Origin of the sequence: Pontibacter liquoris, assembly GCF_022758235.1 — a bacterium.
GTDB classification, from domain to species: Bacteria; Bacteroidota; Bacteroidia; order Cytophagales; family Hymenobacteraceae; genus Pontibacter; species Pontibacter liquoris.
Window position 1 is genome coordinate 205,959 of the sequence record NZ_JALEBG010000001.1, and the last position, 19,458, is coordinate 225,416.

At 54.7% G+C, this 19,458-nt stretch carries 11 protein-coding genes; 10 read left to right on the forward strand and 1 reads right to left on the reverse strand.

Annotated elements, in window-relative coordinates; genetic code table 11:
• Positions 1-92 precede the first annotated feature (92 nt).
• The 10 genes from LWL52_RS00835 (at position 93) to nagB (ending at position 18,571) form a co-directional block, all read left to right on the forward strand.
• Positions 93-3,167 carry a SusC/RagA family TonB-linked outer membrane protein gene (locus tag LWL52_RS00835; RefSeq protein ID WP_242916231.1) on the forward strand — a complete coding sequence of 1,025 codons (3,075 nt, stop codon included), beginning with the start codon at positions 93-95 and terminating at the stop codon, positions 3,165-3,167.
• A 12-nt stretch (positions 3,168-3,179) separates the two neighbouring features.
• Positions 3,180-4,778, forward strand: a complete 1,599-nt coding sequence (locus tag LWL52_RS00840) for a SusD/RagB family nutrient-binding outer membrane lipoprotein (protein ID WP_242916232.1) — start codon at positions 3,180-3,182, stop codon at positions 4,776-4,778.
• Between the two features lie 12 nt (positions 4,779-4,790).
• A complete protein-coding gene (locus tag LWL52_RS00845) occupies positions 4,791-5,567 on the forward strand; it encodes a DUF4397 domain-containing protein (RefSeq protein WP_242916233.1) in 777 nt (258 codons plus the stop codon).
• A gap of 86 nt (positions 5,568-5,653) precedes the next feature.
• Positions 5,654-7,189, forward strand: coding sequence for a glycoside hydrolase family 10-like protein (locus LWL52_RS00850; RefSeq protein WP_242916234.1), 1,536 nt, complete (start codon positions 5,654-5,656; stop codon positions 7,187-7,189).
• Between the two features lie 52 nt (positions 7,190-7,241).
• Positions 7,242-9,107: a glycoside hydrolase family 9 protein gene (locus LWL52_RS00855; protein ID WP_242916235.1), complete on the forward strand. Its 1,866-nt coding sequence runs from the start codon at positions 7,242-7,244 to the stop codon at positions 9,105-9,107.
• A 269-nt stretch (positions 9,108-9,376) separates the two neighbouring features.
• Positions 9,377-11,239, forward strand: a complete 1,863-nt coding sequence (locus tag LWL52_RS00860; protein ID WP_242916236.1) for an outer membrane protein assembly factor BamB family protein — start codon at positions 9,377-9,379, stop codon at positions 11,237-11,239.
• A gap of 81 nt (positions 11,240-11,320) precedes the next feature.
• Positions 11,321-12,133 (forward strand): N-acetylmuramic acid 6-phosphate etherase, encoded by an 813-nt coding sequence (gene murQ / locus LWL52_RS00865; protein ID WP_242916237.1) that lies wholly within the window; start codon positions 11,321-11,323, stop codon positions 12,131-12,133.
• A gap of 102 nt (positions 12,134-12,235) precedes the next feature.
• Complete coding sequence (locus tag LWL52_RS00870) at positions 12,236-13,759, forward strand: sodium:solute symporter (protein WP_242916238.1); 1,524 nt, start codon at positions 12,236-12,238, stop codon at positions 13,757-13,759.
• 15 nt (positions 13,760-13,774) lie between these two features.
• A complete protein-coding gene (locus tag LWL52_RS00875; protein WP_242916239.1) occupies positions 13,775-16,603 on the forward strand; it encodes an FAD-binding and (Fe-S)-binding domain-containing protein in 2,829 nt (942 codons plus the stop codon).
• 48 nt (positions 16,604-16,651) lie between these two features.
• Positions 16,652-18,571: a glucosamine-6-phosphate deaminase gene (gene nagB, locus LWL52_RS00880; RefSeq protein WP_242916240.1), complete on the forward strand. Its 1,920-nt coding sequence runs from the start codon at positions 16,652-16,654 to the stop codon at positions 18,569-18,571.
• 128 nt (positions 18,572-18,699) lie between these two features.
• Here the strand turns inward: nagB and LWL52_RS00885 are convergent, their stop codons facing one another.
• Complete coding sequence (locus LWL52_RS00885; protein WP_242916241.1) at positions 18,700-19,443, reverse strand: DeoR/GlpR family DNA-binding transcription regulator; 744 nt, start codon at positions 19,441-19,443, stop codon at positions 18,700-18,702.
• Between the last annotated feature and the right edge of the window lie 15 nt (positions 19,444-19,458).

Here is a 19,458-nt window from a genome sequence, read left to right on the forward strand (position 1 = left end):
CCCTTTCACACGGGTTGCTACCCATCATTAATTTAACCAAAACCATTAGCAAAGCTGTCATGAAAAAAAAGTTACGATGTTTTTTATGGGGAATGTGCTTTCTCCTATTTCATTTTCAATGTCTTGCACAAGCCGGTACGGTAACCGGTACCGTTATTTCGGCATCGGATAAAAGCCCGCTGCCCGGCGTTTCGGTTGGTGTAAAAGGTACCACCAGAGGCACTGTAACAGATGCAAACGGTAAATTCTCGGTGCAGGCTGCCCCGGCTGATGTGCTGGTGTTCAGCTTTATCGGCATGAAAAAGTTTGAAAGACCGGTAGGTACGTCGACCAACATTGATGTTACGCTGCAGGATGACTCCAACAGCCTAGATGAAGTGGTTGTAACAGCCTTGGGTATAAAGCAGGAGAAAAAAGCCCTGGGTTATGCCGTAACAGAGGTGAAAGGAGCAACCATTGCTAAAACCCAGCGCGAGAACTTCGTGAACGGATTAGCGGGCCGCGTGGCCGGTGTAGAGGTAACCACTACCTCTGGTCTGCCGGGTTCTTCTTCTTCGGTGATGATCCGGGGGGTAAGCTCGCTGAGCGGAAGCAACCAGCCGCTTTATGTGGTGGATGGTTTGCCGATCAACAACACCACTTTTAACACATCAGGTTTTGCGTCTTCTGCCAGCTCGGCCACATCACTGGATAACCGCTCTACAGACTTTACCAACCGCGGCGCCGATATCAACCCGCAGGACATTGAGAGCATCACCATTCTGAAAGGACCGGAAGCTTCGGCTCTCTACGGTATCGATGCTGCTTCCGGCGCTATTGTGATCACCACGAAAAGAGGCCAGGCCGGCGACGGCCGTATTGACTACAGCAACAGCTTCCGCTTCGACCGGATCACCAAATTTCCGGAGATCCAGCAGGTATATGGCATCGGAACAAATGGTGCACCGGATGCCTCGCAGACAGAGCCCAAGTACTTTGGCCCCCGTTATCCGGAAGGAACGAAGTTTTATGACAACGTAGACGCGTTCTTCCAGACGGCCTTTACGCAAAAGCATAACCTGGCTTTTTCAGGTGGTTCTGAGAAATCGCAGTACCGTATTTCCAGCTCCCTTACCGACCAGGAAGGCTTTGTGCCCGGTACGGATCTGACGAAATTCAACTTGTCGTCGGCTGTTACCTCTACACTGAACAAGTACATCTCTACTGATGTAACCTTCAACTATACTTACTCGGATAACAACTCCGCTTTTAAAGGAGCCGGTGGTCCGTTGCTGGGCCTGTTAACCTGGCCATCAACGGATGATGCCAGCATCTACCTGACACCGACCGGAGAAAGAAGAACAACCACAGCCGGAACGGCAGAAGTGGATAACCCTTTCTTCAACGTAAATAAGAACACCATCAACAATGTGAACAACCGCTACATTACCAACGCACGCGTAACCATCGACCCGGCCTCATGGCTGAAGTTTGTCGGTAACGTGGGTTTTGATATGTCTACGGGCAAGATCACGATGGTGCGCCACCCGGAATCTAACTACGGTAAATCAAGAGGCGGTATTTTTGACCAGTCGCTGGACAACAACCGCAACTTTAACGTGCAGTACTATGCGCAGCTGACCCATTCCTTCTTTAACGATAAGTTAAATGCAGATGTAAAACTGGGTAGCGCTATTAACGACCAGAACACCTATACGCAGGCGGTAACAGGCGAAAGATTCCTGGCACCTAACCTGTACTCGATCGAAAATACAGACGGTACGACAAACAGAGGCCGCAACAGGCTGTTTCAGCGGCGCCTGGTGGGTGCCTTTGGTAACCTGAACCTGAACTACAACGACATGTTGTACCTCAACCTGACCGGCCGTAACGACTGGAGCTCTACGCTGCCGATCGAGAGCCGCTCTTTCTTCTATCCATCTGCTTCCCTGAGCTTTATCTTTACAGAACTGGCACCGTTTGCCGGTATTCGTAATGTGCTTTCTTATGGCAAGCTGCGCGGCTCTATTGCAAAAGTGGGTAAAGATGCCAACCCTTACAGCATCCGTGCCTTCCTGGAACCGAAATCAACAACAGGCGGCGGCTTTGGCTACGCCTTTACAGGCCCAAGCCCGAACCTGCGTCCGGAGATGACCACCTCGTATGAGTTTGGTACCGAAATGAAATTCTTTAACGATCGCCTGGGCTTTGATGCGACTTACTTTAACAAGAAGTCGGTAGACCAGATCGTGAAAGACATGCGCCTGAGCTACGGTACGGGCTTTGTACTGCAGGCATTTAACGCCGGTGAGATGAAAACAGAAGGTGTTGAATTACAGCTGAATGCCACTCCGGTAACTACCCCTGATTTCCGTTGGGATGTGCTGGCTAACTTCACCCACCTGTGGAGCGAGCTGCTCACGCTACCAAAAGGCGTGAACGAGTTCTACATGTCGGATACCTGGTTGTATGGTAACGTGCGGAATGGCGCCATACCTGGCGGCGAGCTGACCACCTTTACAGGTTTTGATTACATGCGCAACGATAACGGCGATATCCTGATCAGCCCAACGACTGGTTACCCACTGCGCAACACAACCAAATGGGTAGAGGTAGGCGACAGACAGCCTGATTTTACCGTTGGCTTAACAAACAGCTTCACTTATAAGAACCTGTCTTTAAACTTCCTGCTCGATATCCGCAAGGGTGGCGACATTTACAACGCGACCGAGCACTACTTAACGGCACGTGGCTTAAGCAAAAGAACGCTGGACCGAGAACAGCCTGTGGTTTTCAAGGGCGTGTTAAAGGACGGGCTGGAGAACTCAACTAATCCGACGCAGAACACCATCGTGATCGATCCAGCGCATGATATCAACTTTTGGTCTACCACCTATGGCTTGCCGGAAGTTGACTTTATCGAGAAAGATATCAACTGGATTCGCTTACGAGACATTACCCTGAACTACAACGTGACCTCTTCCTGGCTGAGAAGTGTGAAGTTTATCAAATCAGGCAGTGTGTTTGTAACAGCAACCGACGTGTTCATCCTGACCAACTATTCCGGCCTGGATCCTGTGGTGAATGGTAACTCTGCTGCCGTTGGCGGTAGTGGCGGTGCCGGTTTTGATTACGGTAACTTCCCAATGCCTATGGGCCTGAACTTTGGTGTTAACGTTGGATTTTAATTAATACGAGCAATGAGAATACAAGAACGATCAATCAGAAAGATACTGTGCGCTTCGCTGTTAACGGCCGGTTTGTTTGCATCTACCAGCTGCGAAAGCTACCTGGATGTAAACACAAATCCCAACGGACCAGACCAGGTGGTAGCACCGCAATATTACCTTCCCTCTATCCAGACAGGCCTGGCCCTGGGCATTGAGTTCGACTCGCGGTACCTGGGCAAGTATGTGCAGAACTGGAACGCCAGAGATGCCGGCGACCTCTGGGATCAGCATGGCTTTCTGGCCAGCAGCGATGCTTCGGGCGAGCTGTGGAAGTCGGTATACTATATCATGGGTGCGAACCTGACCGACATGATCTCCAAAGCGGAGGAAGAGCAGAAGTGGGACTTTGTAGGCGTTGGTTATCTGCTGCGCGCCTTCGGCTGGCAGATGCTGACGGATTATCACGGCGAAGCGATCGTGTCGCAGGCTTTTGAGCCCGGCCGCACAAGCTTCGACTACGACACCCAGGAGGAGATCTACGCCGAAGTGCGACGCTTAACAGAACTAGCTATCACCAACCTGGAAAGAACCGACGGCGCTGTGGCAACGTCTACCCTGAACAGAGGCGACCTGATCTATGGCGGCGACCGTGCCAAGTGGCTCAAGTTTGCCTACGGCCTGCTGGCTATCAACGAGCACCATTTATCCAACAAGGGTTCTTACAGCCCGGATAAAGTGATCGCGTACGTAGACAAGGCGCTTGCCAGCAATGCCGATGATGCGTCAGTGCGTTTTGAAGGAAGTATAAGCGACGATACCAACTTCTATGGCCCGAGAAGAGGTAACCTGAATACGTTCCGCCAGTCGAAGTTTATTGTTGGGTTACTGGATGGCACCAATGCCAGCCTGCACGACAATGCGCTGTCCGTTGTTGACCCGCGCCTGCCGGTTATGCTGGCGCCAGCGCCGGATGGCAAGTACAGAGGTGTGACGCCAGGAGTAGGTTTTACCGAGTATGAAGCGGCCCTGCGCCCGAGAAACCTCTGGAATACACCAACGGATGTGGTGGCAGCAACTACGCCTAACAAATACCTGTTCGGCAACAACGAGCGGTTCCCGCTCATGACCTATGCGCAGCTGCAGTTCATCAAAGCAGAAGCTGCCTTTATCAAAGGCGATAAGTCCCTGGCGCTGGATGCCTATACCAAGGGCGTGAATGCGCACATGGATTTTGTGAAGAAGTATGTGATCAACGATCCGGCAACACCGGAAGATGAGGTAGCGGTGTTCGGGCAAAGACGACAGGCGTACATGGCCAGTGCGGACCTGATCCCGACCGATGCGGCTAACCTGACGTTGTCGAAGATCATGCTGCAGAAGTATATCGCGCAGTGGGGCTGGGGTTTCCTGGAGACCTGGACCGATTTGAGAAGATACCACTACAGCAGCGATGTGTTTACTGGCTTCCAGTTACCTGATCCTTTGTATGGCTTAAACCAGGGCAAACCAGCTTACCGTTTCCGGCCAAGGTATAACTCCGAATACATGTGGAATGCGGCCGCGCTGGAAAAGATTGGTGGGCTTAACCCCGATTTTCATACATACGAATTGTGGTTCAGCAAAAAATAATCTGATAACTCCATGAAAAATATTGTTACTAAATCATTCGCTATACTGGTAGCCGGTCTTGTATTAGGCGCCTGCGAAAAGAATACCATTGCCGAACACTACGAGCCGATGCATTCGGGTGCCTTGGTAAAAGTGGTGCATGCGGCCGAAATGGCCCCGATGGTTAACTTCTTCCTCAATAGCCAGAAGGTTACAGGTTTGACGCCTGCTGCTACCGGCCAGGAACTAGGGCTGTCGTATGCCGGTACGGCCGTGTTCCCCGCAACCTATGGCTATGCCAACGTGGCTGCCGGAAATTATACTGTGCAGGTGATCGATACAACATCGGAAAAGGGTGTTGCCGAAAAAGTGGCCAGTGCGCCGGTTACGCTCGAGGAAGGGGCCAGCTATTCGGCTTTCCTGATCGGAAACACCGGTGCCTTTGAGACACTCCTGCTGAAAGATGCATTGCCTGCGAAAAGTGAAACCACGGCGTATATCCGGTTTGTGCATGTAATGGCAGATGCCCCGGTAAATTTCGATGTGAAAGCCGTGCGCAAAGCAACCACTACCGAGCCTGAGATTATCACCAACATAGGTGCCAATGTGGCTTATAAAGGCAACACTGCTTACGTGGAAATAGCGCCGGGTACCTACGACTTCCCAATTTACGCAGCTGGCGCAACGGTGCCGTATACAACCCTGACAGGGGTAGCTCCTGTGGCAGGCCGGGTGTACACCCTGTATGTGCGCGGAAACTACACCGCCACACCTGCCGCAACAAACCGGGTGCTGATACGAGAGCGCTAACCGGTTAAGCATAGCATAGTAGCCAGAAAGCCCTCCGTTGATAAATCTTCGGGGGGCTTTTTTCTAAATCCATCCCTTGCTTTCCTATGATCAAGAAGTATACTTTTCTGCTTGCTTTCCTTTTTACCACCACCCTTCTTTGGGCCCAGCAAGCGAACGTTTCGCCTAAACGCGAGTTTCGCGGCGTGTGGGTTGCCACCGTAGAAAATATTGACTGGCCTTCCAAACCAACTTCGAAAACAAACGCAGTACAACAGCAGCAGGAGCTGGTGCAACTGCTCGACGCGCATCAGAAAACGGGCATCAATGCCATTATGCTGCAGGTACGCCCCGCTACCGACGCCTTCTACGGCAAAGGCCGGGAAGAATGGAGCCGCTTCCTGACAGGCACCCAGGGGCAGGCGCCCACCCCATACTACGACCCGCTGGCCTTTGCCATTACAGAAGCGCACAAGCGCGGTATGGAGCTACACGCCTGGTTTAACCCGTACCGCGCCACTACCGACTTGGTGGACAATCACGTGAGCCCCACCCACATCACCCGTACCCATCCGGAGTGGTTCTTTACCTATGGAAGCAAAAAATACTTTAATCCCGGCCTGCCCGAGGTGCGGGCCTACATTGTGCAGGTGATTCTGGATGCCGTGCGCAACTATGATCTGGACGGCGTGCACTTCGACGATTACTTTTACCCTTATCCTGAAAAGAGCGCGCTGCCCGACTCGGCCGCTTACCGGCAGTATGGCAGCCGCTTTGCCAGCATAGACGACTGGCGCCGCCACAATGTCGACACGCTGATTTATACTTTGTCGGATAGCATCCATGCAGCCAAAAGCTATGTCAAGTTTGGGGTGAGCCCCTTTGGTATCTGGCGCAACAAGGCCCAGGACCCGGCCGGCTCCGAGAGCAACGGCCTTTCGGGCTATAGCGCCTTGTATGCTGATGCGCGCAAATGGATGCAGCAGGGCTGGCTCGATTACGTGAACCCACAGCTATACTTCCCCTTTCACTATCCGGCCGCTCCTTATGAGAAGCTGCTGGACTGGTGGAGCGTGAACGCCGGCGGCAGGCATTTATACATTGGCCAGGGCGTGTACCGGGCCATGGAAGACCGCGAAGGCTGGCGCGACCGGCAGCAGCTGCCCAACCAGGTGCGCTACTTGCGGCAGAATGACCGCGTGCACGGCAGCGTCTACTTCAGTTCCAAATCCCTGACCGATAACCTGGCCGGCTTCCGCGACTCGTTGCAGCAGGATTTTTACCGCTACCCGGCTCTGCAACCTGTTATGCCGTGGCTGGGCAAGCAGGAAGTAGCCCCACCGGTAAACCTGCGCGAGCACAAGTTCCTGTTCTTTTCTTCGGGCAAAAAAACGAAATTGCGCTGGCAGATGCCGGCCGGCAGCCCTGTGTATGGCTATGTGGTGTACCGCTTTCAGGATGAGGAGCCCTTCGACCTATCCCGGCCGGAAAAGATCGTGAAGATCACCTTCGACCAGACCCAAACCGCTTTCGACGATACCGGCCTGAAGCCGGGCCATACGTATCATTACGTGGTGACCGCTCTGGACCGGCTAAAGAACGAGAGCACTGCTTCAGCTGCTTTTAAAAAGAAAATCCGGTAATACGGCATGCCCCGCGCATGCAGAAGTTATTCTTCAATCTGTCAGAAACGATATGGTGATGTTTAAGAAAAAGAGATTTCTAGCGCTGGCTTTCGGAATGCTGGTGGCCCTTGGCGGCACGCTGGGAGTAGCTGCGAAAGCAACCTTCGATAACCCGCTTCCGCAGCAGGTGGCGCAAAACGGCCAGGCATGGATTCGTATCAACCAGCTGGGCTACACGCCGGCAGGTATAAAAGTAGCCGTATGGGCCAGCAAGAGCTCCAAACGCATCAGGCGCTTTGCGCTGGTAGATGCTGCCACAGGCAAGGTAGTTTTTAAAGGAAAAGCAGGCAAAGCGTTTGGCGCTTACGGCCCTTTTCAGGCCTCTTACCGGCTCCATTTCAGCGCCTTTACCAAACCTGGAAGCTACTTTCTGAAAGCCGATGGCGTACGTTCGCCGGTTTTCCGGATTGCAGCCGATGTGTACAAAGGCACAGCTGATTTTGCGCTGCGCTACATGCGGCAGCAACGGAGCGGGTTTAATCCTTTTCTGAAAGACTCCTGCCATACTTCCGACGGCTATACTATGTATGGCCCCATGCCCGACAGCACGCACATCGATGTGTCGGGCGGCTGGCACGACGCCTCCGATTACCTGCAGTATGCCACTACCTCGGCCAACGCCACCTACCACCTGCTGGCCGCCTACCGCGACTTCCCTGCCGTATTTTCGGATGCGCACCTGGGCAATGGCCTGGAGGGTACGAATGGGGTGGCCGATGTGCTGGATGAGGCCAAATGGGGGCTGGACTGGCTCCTGAAAATGCACCCGCGCGAGGACTGGCTGTTTAACCAGCTGGCCGACGACCGCGACCACCAGGGCATGCGCCTGCCCACGCTGGATGATGTGAACTATGGCATGGGCAAAGGAAAAGCCCGCCCGGTATACTTTGCTACCGGCGAGCCGCAGGGCCTGGGCAAGTATAAGAATAGGGCAACCGGCGTAGCCTCCATTGCGGGTAAGTTTACGAGCGCCTTTGCCCTGGCGGCCCAGGTATACAACACCGACCCTGCGCTGGCAAAGCTGTTCGGCAGCAAGGCGGTATCGGCCTACAAACTGGGATTGCAGAAGCCGGGGGGCTGCCAGACGGCTCCTAACCTGGCGCCCTACTTTTATGAGGAAGACAGCTGGGTAGATGATATGGAACTAGGTGCTGCCGCGCTTTACCAACTTACCGGCAATAAGGCTTATTTCGGGCAGGCATACACGTATGGGCAGCAGGAAAAAGTAACGCCCTGGATGGGCGCCGACACGGCCCGCCATTACCAGTGGTATCCTTTCCACAACTTCGGGCATTTTGAGCTGGCTAAAAAGGCAGATGTCCAAGCCAAGGCCGATCTGATCAGTTTCTATCAACAAGGCATCGACAAAATATACAACAAGGCCAAAACCAATGCTTTTTACAGGGGCATTCCGTTTATCTGGTGCTCTAATAACCTGACGACTTCCTTTGCCATTCAGTGCCACCTGTACGGGCAGCTTTCGGGCGATGCGGCCTATGCTGAGCTGGAACAGGCTAACCTGGACTGGCTGTTTGGCTGCAACCCTTGGGGCACCAGCATGGTGTATGGCTTGCCGGCTCACGGCGATACCCCCGTTGATCCGCATTCCGCGTTCACGCACCTGTATAAATTTCCGATCGATGGCGGCTTGGTAGATGGCCCGGTGTATGGCAGCATCTACAATAACCTGAAAGGCATTACGCTCTACAGCCCCGACGAATATGCCGCCTTCCAGTCGGACCTGGTCGTATACCACGACGATTATGGCGATTATAGCACCAATGAACCGACCATGGACGGTACGGCTTCGCTCGTGTACCTGCTGGCAGCAAAAGAACAGGAAGCGCTGAAGCAGGCGCCGGTTAAAAAAGAGTAGCTGCCGGGCGCCAGCCACAAACTTCCGGCCTCTGGTACGTAGCGTTAGCGCTGCTAGTATAAATAACGAGAGATGATATGCGTATTTATGCGTGTTTAGGAGAAAAATTGGGCAGAAGCCCGGCATTATTTCACGTGAATTACTAGCTTTAGAGGCTATACATTGTTTAAATTTGCCAGAGGCTTGCAGGTTTGTGCGTTAATTGCTGAAGCTGCTTTAGATTTTAGCTGAATGGAGCAACCCCATACCATTAGCCTGAGAAAACGAAAATGGAAAAGTTAACCTATCGCCTGCTGTTTGTGCTGCTGCTGCTTGCAGCTATGCCTGCCAGGGCGCAGTCCTTTCAGTTTGCGTTTGTAACCGATACCCATGTGGGGAGCGGCACCGGGGCTGAGGACCTGCAACGCACCGTAGCCGATATCAATGCCAATGATTCGCTGGCTTTTGTGCTGGTGACCGGCGACGTAACCGAGTTTGGCTCGGACGAGGAGCTGCAACAGGCAAAACAGCTGCTGGGGCAGTTGAACAAACCCTGGCACATTATTGCTGGCAACCATGATGCCAACTGGTCGGAAAGTGGCGCGAACACCTTCCGGAAAGTTTTCGGTGCTGAAACCTTTGCTTTTACCTATAACGGCTACCTGTTTGCTGGCACCAGTTCGGGGCCCAATATGCGCATGGGGCCGGGGCAGGTGCCGCGCGAAAACCTCGTGTGGCTCGATTCGGTGCTCACCCATATGCCCGATGCGGCAATGCCGGTGGTGTATGTGAACCATTACCCGCAGGATTCTTCGCTGAACAACTGGTACGAGGCCCTCGACCTGGTGAAAAAACGCAATGTGCAGCTGGTGCTGCACGGCCACGGCCACAACAACCGCCGCTTTACCTACGAAGGTATCCCGGCGGTGATGGGCCGCTCGAACCTGCGCGCCAAGGACAGCACCGGCGGCTATAACATTGTAACCATCAAAGACAACCAGGCCACGTTCGAAGTGCGCCGGCCGGTGGTGCAAACGCAGCAGCAGTGGCTGGCAGTGCCGCTGGAGAATCATCATTTCGACCAGGAAACCCGTCGCTACCCGAGGCCTTCCTATGCGGTGAACAAAGTATACCCGCAGGTAAAAGTAGTATGGCAATACCAGGATAACAGCGACGTAGGCGCCGGAACAGTGGCAAACAAAAAACTGGTGATCGCCACCAACACCCAAGGCCAGGTGTATGCCCTCAACCAGGAAACAGGCAAGCCCGCATGGACTTACCAGACCGGCGGCAAGATCTACTCCACGCCGGCCCTGGCCAACGGCTACGTGGTGGTGGGCTCATCCGATCACAATATTTACTGCCTGAAAGCTGCCAGTGGCAAGCTGGTCTGGAAAGTGCCTACTGCCAAAGCGGTGCTGGGCGCCCCCCTGATTCAGGGCAAACAGGTATACATTGGCGGCTCTGACGGCCATTTCAGGGCCATTAGCCTGAAGACCGGCAAGGTAGTATGGGATTTTGACCAGGTGCAGAACTTTGTGGTCACCAGGCCGCTGCTTTACCAGGGCAAGGTATACTTCGGAAGCTGGGGCAACGATTTTTATGCCCTCGATGCTGCTACCGGCAAACTAGCCTGGAAGTGGAACAACGGCGCGACCAACCGCATGTTCTCCCCGGCCGCCTGCTATCCGGTGGCGGCTAATGGCCGCATCTTTCTGGTAGCCCCGGACCGCTACATGACTGCGCTGGATGCCACCACCGGAAAAGAAGTATGGCGCCGCCAGATGAAAGACGTGCGGGTGCGCGAGTCCATGGGCTTGTCGGCAGACAAGGCGCTGGTATACGTGAAAACGATGGACGGGCAACTGTATGGTGTTTCCACGGCCGCCGATTCGATGCAGTTGGCCTGGCAGTCGGACCTGCAGCTGCCTTACGAGCTGGCACCCTCGGCGCTTGTCGAAAGCAAGGGCGTGGTGTATGTGCCTTCGCATTCGGGCCTGGCCAGCGCCGTTAGCCGTAAAACAGGCAAGGTGCTCTGGCAGCATAAAGTATCCAACAGCCTGATGAACCCCGTGCTGCCGCTGGGCAAAGGCAGGGTAGTGGTGAGTACCATGGACGGTAAAATTGCCTGCCTGGAGTTTGGCGCGGAATAAACGTAAAAGAAGTAGGAACAGGCGCCCAAAAGTGGCCTGCTAAAATCAAGTAATTCTAAAAGCATTATTACACTCGAATAAATGGAAATAGTTACCGAGAGAGATTCAAAATACAATGATCTCGAGAAGATGTCTGTGCGGGAGGTACTCGAAAACATCAACAGGGAAGACAAAACAGTGCCGCATGCCGTAGAAAAAGCTATTCCACAGATAGAGGCGCTGGCCACGGTGACCGCCGCAAAAATGAAGGCTGGCGGCCGCATGTTTTATATTGGCGCAGGCACCAGCGGGCGCCTGGGCGTGCTGGATGCCTCGGAGTGCCCGCCCACCTTCGGCGTGCCCTTCGACTGGGTGGTAGGCCTGATTGCAGGCGGCGACACCGCCATCCGAAAAGCTGTGGAGTTTGCTGAAGACGACACCGCGCAGGCCTGGAAAGATCTGCTGGAATTTGACATAACCGATGGCGATGTGGTGATCGGGCTGGCTGCTTCGGGCACGACGCCTTACGTGATCGGAGGGCTTAAAAAAGCAAACGAACAGGGCCTGGTAACCGGCTGCGTAGTGTGCAACACGGGCAGCCCGGTAGCAGCGGCAGCGCAGTTTCCGGTAGAGGTTGTGGTAGGGCCTGAGTTTCTGACGGGGTCTACGCGCATGAAATCAGGCACGGCCCAGAAGCTGGTGCTCAACATGCTCACCACTTCCGTGATGATACAGCTGGGCCGGGTAAAAGGCAACAAGATGTTCGACATGCAGCTCACCAACCACAAGCTTTACAACCGCGGCGTGCGCATTATCATGACCGAAACAGGAACAGACGAAGCAACCGCCGCCCAGCTTCTGGACAAGTATGGCAGCGTGCGCAAAGCCGTGGAGAACCTCCGGCAGTCGTCTTAATCCTGCGCCTGCAGCCGGTTTATACTTGTAAATCAGCTGCAGAATGACTAACTATAAGGTTTGCAACTGCTGCCACTCTACTCATTTTGATCTAAAAAGCATATGCCTCCCATTGTTCTGTTATCTTTTTTGCTGGGTTATTTTGCCTTGCTGATCGGGGTCTCGTACCTCACCTCCAAGGGTACTTCCGATAATAGCACCTTCTTTATTGCCAACCGCAACTCCAAATGGTATTTTGTGGCCTTCGGCATGATCGGCACAGCGCTGTCGGGCGTTACGTTTATCTCGGTACCCGGGGCGGTGGTCAACAACCAGTTTGGCTATTTCCAGTTTGTACTGGGTAATGCGGTCGGGTTCCTGCTCATCGCCACGGTGCTGCTGCCATTGTATTACCGCATGAACCTGGTCTCCATTTATACTTACCTGGAACAGCGCATGGGCTACTGGAGCTATAAATCCGGCGCTATGATCTTCCTGGTTTCGCGCATTATCGGCTCTGCCTTCCGGCTATACCTGGTGGCCATTGTGCTGCAGAAGTTTATCTTCGATGCCTGGAATGTGCCCTTCGGCCTGACCGTAGCCATCTGTCTGGTGCTTATCTGGGCCTACACACACCGCGGCGGGCTTAAAACCATCGTGATCACCGATACGCTGCAAACAGTTTTCCTGCTCTCGTCGGTGTTGCTCTCCATCTGGTTTATTTCCCGAAGCCTGCACCTGGACCTGATGCAGACCTTCGAAGCCGTAAAAGAAAGCTCTTATTCTAAAATATTTTTCTGGGAGGATTTTGTGGGCAGCAAGAACCACTTTCTGAAGCAGTTCCTGGGCGGTATTTTTGTAACCGTAGCCATGACGGGCCTGGACCAGGATCTGATGCAGAAAAACCTGAGCTGCAAGAATATCGGTGAGGCGCAGAAAAACATGCTCACCTTTACAGCCGTTTTTGTAGCTATCAACATCTTTTTCCTGAGCGTGGGCGCTCTGCTTTACCAGTATGCCGATGCTAACCAGATCAACGTAGCCGACCTGCGCACGCCCGATTACCTGTTCCCCGAAATTGCGCTGAATCACCTCAACATCATTCCGGCCATCGTGTTCATGCTGGGCTTAACAGCAGCTACTTTTGCCACCACTGATTCGGCTCTGACGGCGCTCACCACGTCCTTCTGCATCGACTTCCTGAACTTCGAGAAAAAAGAAGACCAGAACTCCCGCCGCCTCGTGCGCCAGCGCCAGCTCGTGCACATGGTGTTTTCGGTGCTGATGCTGCTGGTTATACTTGTGTTCCGGGTAATCAACGACGACTCGGTGGTGAATGCCATCTTTAAAGCCGCCGGCTATACATATGGGCCGCTGCTGGGGCTCTTTGCCTTTGGCATGACGAACAAGCGTGCCGTAACCGACCGGCTGGTACCTTTCATCTGCCTTCTTTCGCCGGCCATCACCTACCTTATCGACAGTCATTCGGTGGCCTGGTTTGGGTATGCCATGGGCTTTGAGCTGATCGTGCTCAACGGCCTGATCACGTACCTGCTGCTGCTTATAACAAGCAAGCATGCCAGGTATAACCCGGCTAGCCAACTGAACGAAACAGCTGACCGAAAGACAAAACAGGCTACTTACTAACCTTATCCCCTGGTTATGGAACTAGATCAGCTTTTGGAAGCCATTCTGCCAAAAGCACGCATCAAGTCGCGGCTGATTGACGTGGTGGCGTACGCCTCGGATGCCGGCTTTTATTACCTGCGCCCCAAAGCGGTGGTGCAGCCCGTATCCGAAGAAGAAGTGCAGGCGCTGTTCAGGCTCTCGCAGCGCCAAAAAATTCCGCTTACTTTCCGCGCTGCAGGCACTAGCTTGTCGGGGCAATCAATATCAGACGGTATTCTGGTAGATTTGAGCCAGTTCTGGAACAAGATTCAGATAGAGCAGGAAGGAGAACTGGTGCGAGTACAGCCCGGCGTGATTGGCGGAAACGTAAACGCCTACCTCCGCAGGTATAAGCGCAAGATCGGGCCCGACCCGGCCAGCATCAACTCGGCCATGATGGGCGGCATCCTGTCCAACAACGCCAGCGGCATGTGCTGCGGAGTGAGTAAAAACTCCTACCATACGACACGCTACATCCGGTTTATGCTGCCCACCGGAGCGGTATTCTCTACCGAGCAACCCCAGGATTACGCCCGCTTCGAGGCCGAATGCCCGGCCCTGTTCCAGCTCCTGCAGGCCTTGCGCGCGCAGGTATGGCAGGACGAGGCCATGTACGAGCTCATCCGCCGCAAGTATAAAACCAAGAACACGGTGGGTTACTCGGTCAATGCCCTAATCGATTACGAACACCCGCTCGATATGCTGGCGCACCTGCTCATCGGGGCCGAGGGCACGCTGGGTTTTATTTCGGAGGCCGTGCTGCAAACCGTGCCTGATTACCCGGCCAAGTCCACCGCGCTGCTATACTTTCCGGATATCTATGCGGCCTGCCAGGCCATTGTGCCTTTAACCGAGGCTGGTGCCGAAGCCGTGGAGCTGATGGACCGCGCCTCGCTGCGCTCCATTGAGCACATGGCAGGCGTACCTGCCGTTATTCATACCTTGCCTGCTGCGGCAGCCGCTTTGCTGGTAGAATTTCAGGGAGAGAATCCGGCTGACGTGCAGCACAAGATCAGCGGGTTTATGCTGCGTGCACCGGAGCTGCAATTGCTTGAGGAACCGGTGTTTACGACCGATCCGGTGGCGCAGGGCTTGCTGTGGAAAGTGCGCAAAGGCATGTTCCCGGCAGTGGGCGCCGTACGGGCCAGTGGCTCCACGGTGATCCTCGAGGATATTGCCTTTCCGGTAGCCCAGCTGGGCGACGCCATACTTGACCTGCAACAGCTCTTTAAAAAGCATCACTACGAAAAGGCCATTATTTTTGGGCATGCCAAGGATGGCAACATCCACTTTGTGGTCACGCAGGCCTTCGACACCCCCGAGGAGATTAAACGCTACGACCAGTTCCTGAAAGAGGTGGTGGTGCTGGTGGTGCTCAAGTATAAAGGTGCCCTGAAAGCCGAGCACGGCACGGGCCGCAACATGGCGCCCTTTGTAGAAACAGAATGGGGAAGCGGCATCTACCAGATCATGAAAGCGCTGAAGCAGACCATCGACCCGGAAAACCTGCTCAACCCCGGCGTGATCATCAACGAAAACAAAAACGCCCACATCCAAAACCTCAAAGAACTGCCCCGTGTGGAGGAAGAGGTGGACAGATGTATGGAATGCGGCTTTTGCGAGCACAAATGCCCCAGCCGCGACCTGACCCTGACCCCCCGCCGCAGAATTGTAGTGCGCCGCGAGCTGCTCCGGCTAAAACGAGCCGGCGCTAAAAAACAGCACAAACAGCTGCTGCACCAGTACCAGTACGATGGCCTGGATACCTGCGCCGTGGATGGCCTGTGCGCCACCGCCTGCCCCGTCGACATCAACACCGGCGACCTGGTAAAGCGCCTGCGCCGCGAAAGCCACAGCGATTTTGCCAATAACCTGGCCTTGCTCATTGCCCGCAACTTTAAACCCGTAACGGCTGCTGTTAAGATGGGCCTGCAGTCGGGAGCAGGTATAAATGCCCTGCTGGGTGCGGCAACGCTCACAAAGTTTACCCGCCAGGCCCGGAAAATAGCACCTGCCCTGCCGCTCTGGTCGGAGCAGCTGGCGCCGGCACCGGCCTTTGCAACCTATAAAACAATAGACAAAGCTGCGCAGCAGCAGGCCGCGGTAGTATACTTCCCTACATGCATTTCGCGCACCATGGGCAACGCCGCCGGGCAAAACGGGAACAGCATCATCGCTACATTTGCGCGCGTGTCGGAAAAGGCGGGCATCGGGTTTGTGATTCCGGAGGATGTGGAGAGCAGCTGCTGCGGCCAGATCTTCTCCTCGAAGGGCTACAGCAAAGCGTTTGAATTTACGGCCAATGCCACCATCGAAAAAGTATGGCGCTGGACGGATGGCGGCCGCCTGCCGCTGGTGCTCGATGTGACCTCCTGCACGCATACCCTGCAAAACTGCCGCCCGGTTCTCTCGCCGGAAAACAGGCAGAAGTATGACGCCCTGAGCATCATCGACAGCATTGATTATGTGGCCGACTTTATACTTCCGAAGGCAACTGTGCTTCGCAAAAAGGGCCGTGTGCTGCTGCACCCGGTATGCTCGCTGCAGAAAATGGGCCTTGAGAATAAGTTTGTAAGTATAGCCCGCCAGCTAGCCCACGAGGTGGAGGTGCCGCTGCACGCGGGCTGCTGCGGCATGGCCGGCGACCGGGGCTTTTTATTTCCGGAGCTCACGGCGGCAGCCACCCGGCCCGAGGCGCAGGAAGCTAGACAGCAATGCTACGACGGCTATTACTCGTCGGCCAAAACCTGCGAAATGGCCCTGTCCGAAGCCGTCGGAAAGAATTACGAATCGATTTTATACCTGCTGGATGCCTGTCTTTAAAACAGCCCGGCAAACCCAAACAACGCAGAACCTTCTTAAACGCCTGACATGTCACGATTAAACTTACTTGAGGAAACCCGTTACGAGAAGCTTTCGGTCGCGGTATACCCCGACCAGCACATCGCATCCAAAACCGTTGCCCGCCGCATTGCCGACCTGATCCACGCCAAGCAGCGCCGCCAGGAGCAGGCTGTGCTCGGGCTGGCCACCGGCGTAACGCCCATCGGGGTGTATGCCGAGCTGGTGCGCCTGCACCGCGAGGAAGGGCTCAGCTTTAAAAACGTGGTGACCTTTAACCTGGACGAATATTACCCCATGCAGCCCACCTCGGAGCAGAGCTACGTGTGCTTTATGCGCGAACATCTCTTTAACCACGTGGACATCAACATGGCCAATGTGCACATTCCGGATGGCACGCTGCCCCTGGAAGAGATCGCCGATTTCTGCCTGGCCTACGAGCAGAAGATCAGCGCTTACGGCGGCCTGGATCTGCAGATCCTGGGCATCGGCCGTACGGGCCACATCGGCTTTAACGAACCGGGCTCTGCACCCAATTCAGGTACGCGCCTGGTAACACTGGATGATCTGACCCGGCGCGATGCCTCGCGTGACTTCGGGGGCAAAGAGAACGTGCCTACCAAAGCCATCACCATGGGCATCGGTACCATCTTCAAGGCCCGCGAGATCATTCTGATGGCCTGGAATACCAAAAAAGCGCCCATCATCAAGAAAGCGGTGGAAGGGGAGATCTCCTCGGATGTGCCGGCTACTTATCTGCAGCTTTCCGATAAGGTAGAGTTCATTGTGGATCAGGATGCCGCCTCCGAGCTGACGCGCTTTAACACGCCCTGGCTGGTGAAGGACTGCGTGTGGGATGACAGAATGATCAAAAAAGCGGTGATCTGGCTGGCCAAAACGCTGCAGAAACCAATTCTGAAGCTCACCGAAGAAGACTACAACAACCACGGCATGGCGCAGCTGGCCACTGAAAAAGGGCCTGTTTACAACATCAACATTGATATCTTTAACCAGGTGCAGCGTACCATCACCGGCTGGCCAGGCGGCAAGCCGGGTGCCGATGACAAGCAGCGCCCCGAGCGTGCCGAGCCGGCCAGCAAGCGGGTGATCATCTTCTCGCCCCACCCCGATGACGATGTGATCTCGATGGGCGGCACGTTTATCCGGTTGGTAGACCAGGGCCACCAGGTGCATGTAGCCTATCAAACTTCGGGCAACACCGCTGTGTGGGACGATGACGCACTGCGCTTTGTAGAGTTTGCCATCGACTTCAGCAATTCGCAGGGGCAGGACGCAGGCGCCCTGCAAACACTTTACCAGAACATGCGCCGCTTTTCGGAAGAAAAGCAGCCTAACCAAACCGACATCGAAAGCATGCAGGTGGTAAAAGGCCTCATCCGGAAAGGCGAAGCCATTGCCGGGGCCCGCTTTGCCGGCCTGCCCGACGAGCACATTCACTTTATGGCGCTGCCTTTTTATGAGCGGGCCAAAACCCAGAAAAGAGCCATCAGCCAGGACGATATCCAGCAGACCATGGACCTGCTGCAGCAGGTGCAGCCCAACCAGATCTTTGCTGCCGGCGATTTTGACGACCCGCATGGCACGCACAAAGTATGCTTCGATATTGTAATAGAAGCCCTGCAGCAGCTGCGTAAAACCGAAAGCTGGGCGCAGGAGTGCTGGCTGTGGATGTACCGCGGTGCCTGGCACGAGTTCGAAACTTACGAGATCGAGATGGCCGTGCCGCTCTCGCCGCAGGAGGTGGAACGCAAGCGCTACGCCATTTTCAAACACCAGTCGCAGAAGGACAGGCCAGTGTTTCCGGGAGATGACGCCCGCGAGTTCTGGGTAAGGGCCGAAGACCGCACCCGCGAAACAGCCCGCGCCTACGACCAACTGGGCCTGGCAGAGTACGAGGCCATGGAAGCCTTTGTGCGCTGGCAGTTTTAAGCCACCGCGCAAAAGCAAGCAAGTATAAACAAACAGGAGCCGCCCCGATGGGAGCGGCTCCTGTTTGTTTATACTTTATATGGGTGCTACGTGATACTTGATACGTGCTTCGTAATACGTATAGGCGGCTAGAGCACGGTCACGGCCCGGGCATAAGAGGCCAGCGTCGGGTGGCTGGGCTTCAGGTCGGTGATGAGGTAATGGATGGCGCTCAGGTTGCATACTTTCATGTTCTGGATCGATTCCAGCTTTTCGGCAATGCTCATGATCACGGTTTTGCGGGCCGCTTTCAGCATGGCCTTTTTCACCTGCACCACTTCCCAGTCCGAGTCCGTCATGCCGTCGGCCAGCGACAGGGCATTGGTACCCAGGATGCAGAGATCCACCCGTATCTCGGAAAGCTGGTTGATCACCTGCGCGCCAATGTTGATGTGAGAGCTTCGGGACAACTGGCCACCTACCAGTATCACGCTGATGTTGGGATGTTCGGCCAGTTCCAGCGCCACCAGCGGGCTCACTGTAAAGAACGTGCACTTAAGGTTTTCCGGGATCATGCGGGCCACCTCGATCATGGTGGTACCGCCGCCCACCAGCACCATCATATCGTCCTGGATGAGCTGCAGCACCTTGCGGGCAATCTCTTTCTTTGAATCCTTGGCGTATACTTCGCTCTGCTGAAAGGGGTAGTGAAACGACTTGGACAAAGCGCCGCCGTGCACCTTCAGGATCTTGCCGCTTTCAGCCAGCTCGTGCAGGTCGCGGCGGATGGTATCTTCCGACACATTCAATTGGGTGCTCAGGTCGGAGGAGAGCACTTTGTTATGCAAATTGATCTGCTTGATAATAAAAGATTGCCGTTCTTCTTTCAGCATGCTGCTTTAACTAAG

Excerpts from the sequence above, each read along its gene's own strand:
- LWL52_RS00835 (WP_242916231.1), top strand. The coding sequence starts at position 93 with ATGTGCTTTCTCCTATTTCATTTTCAATGTCTTGCACAAGCCGGTACG.
- LWL52_RS00840 (WP_242916232.1), top strand. The coding sequence starts at position 3,180 with ATGAGAATACAAGAACGATCAATCAGAAAGATACTGTGCGCTTCGCTG.
- LWL52_RS00845 (WP_242916233.1), top strand. The coding sequence starts at position 4,791 with ATGAAAAATATTGTTACTAAATCATTCGCTATACTGGTAGCCGGTCTT.
- LWL52_RS00850 (WP_242916234.1), top strand. The coding sequence starts at position 5,654 with ATGATCAAGAAGTATACTTTTCTGCTTGCTTTCCTTTTTACCACCACC.
- LWL52_RS00855 (WP_242916235.1), top strand. The coding sequence starts at position 7,242 with ATGGTGATGTTTAAGAAAAAGAGATTTCTAGCGCTGGCTTTCGGAATG.
- LWL52_RS00860 (WP_242916236.1), top strand. The coding sequence starts at position 9,377 with ATGGAAAAGTTAACCTATCGCCTGCTGTTTGTGCTGCTGCTGCTTGCA.
- murQ (WP_242916237.1), top strand. The coding sequence starts at position 11,321 with ATGGAAATAGTTACCGAGAGAGATTCAAAATACAATGATCTCGAGAAG.
- LWL52_RS00870 (WP_242916238.1), top strand. The coding sequence starts at position 12,236 with ATGCCTCCCATTGTTCTGTTATCTTTTTTGCTGGGTTATTTTGCCTTG.
- LWL52_RS00875 (WP_242916239.1), top strand. The coding sequence starts at position 13,775 with ATGGAACTAGATCAGCTTTTGGAAGCCATTCTGCCAAAAGCACGCATC.
- nagB (WP_242916240.1), top strand. The coding sequence starts at position 16,652 with ATGTCACGATTAAACTTACTTGAGGAAACCCGTTACGAGAAGCTTTCG.
- LWL52_RS00885 (WP_242916241.1), bottom strand. The coding sequence starts at position 19,443 with ATGCTGAAAGAAGAACGGCAATCTTTTATTATCAAGCAGATCAATTTG.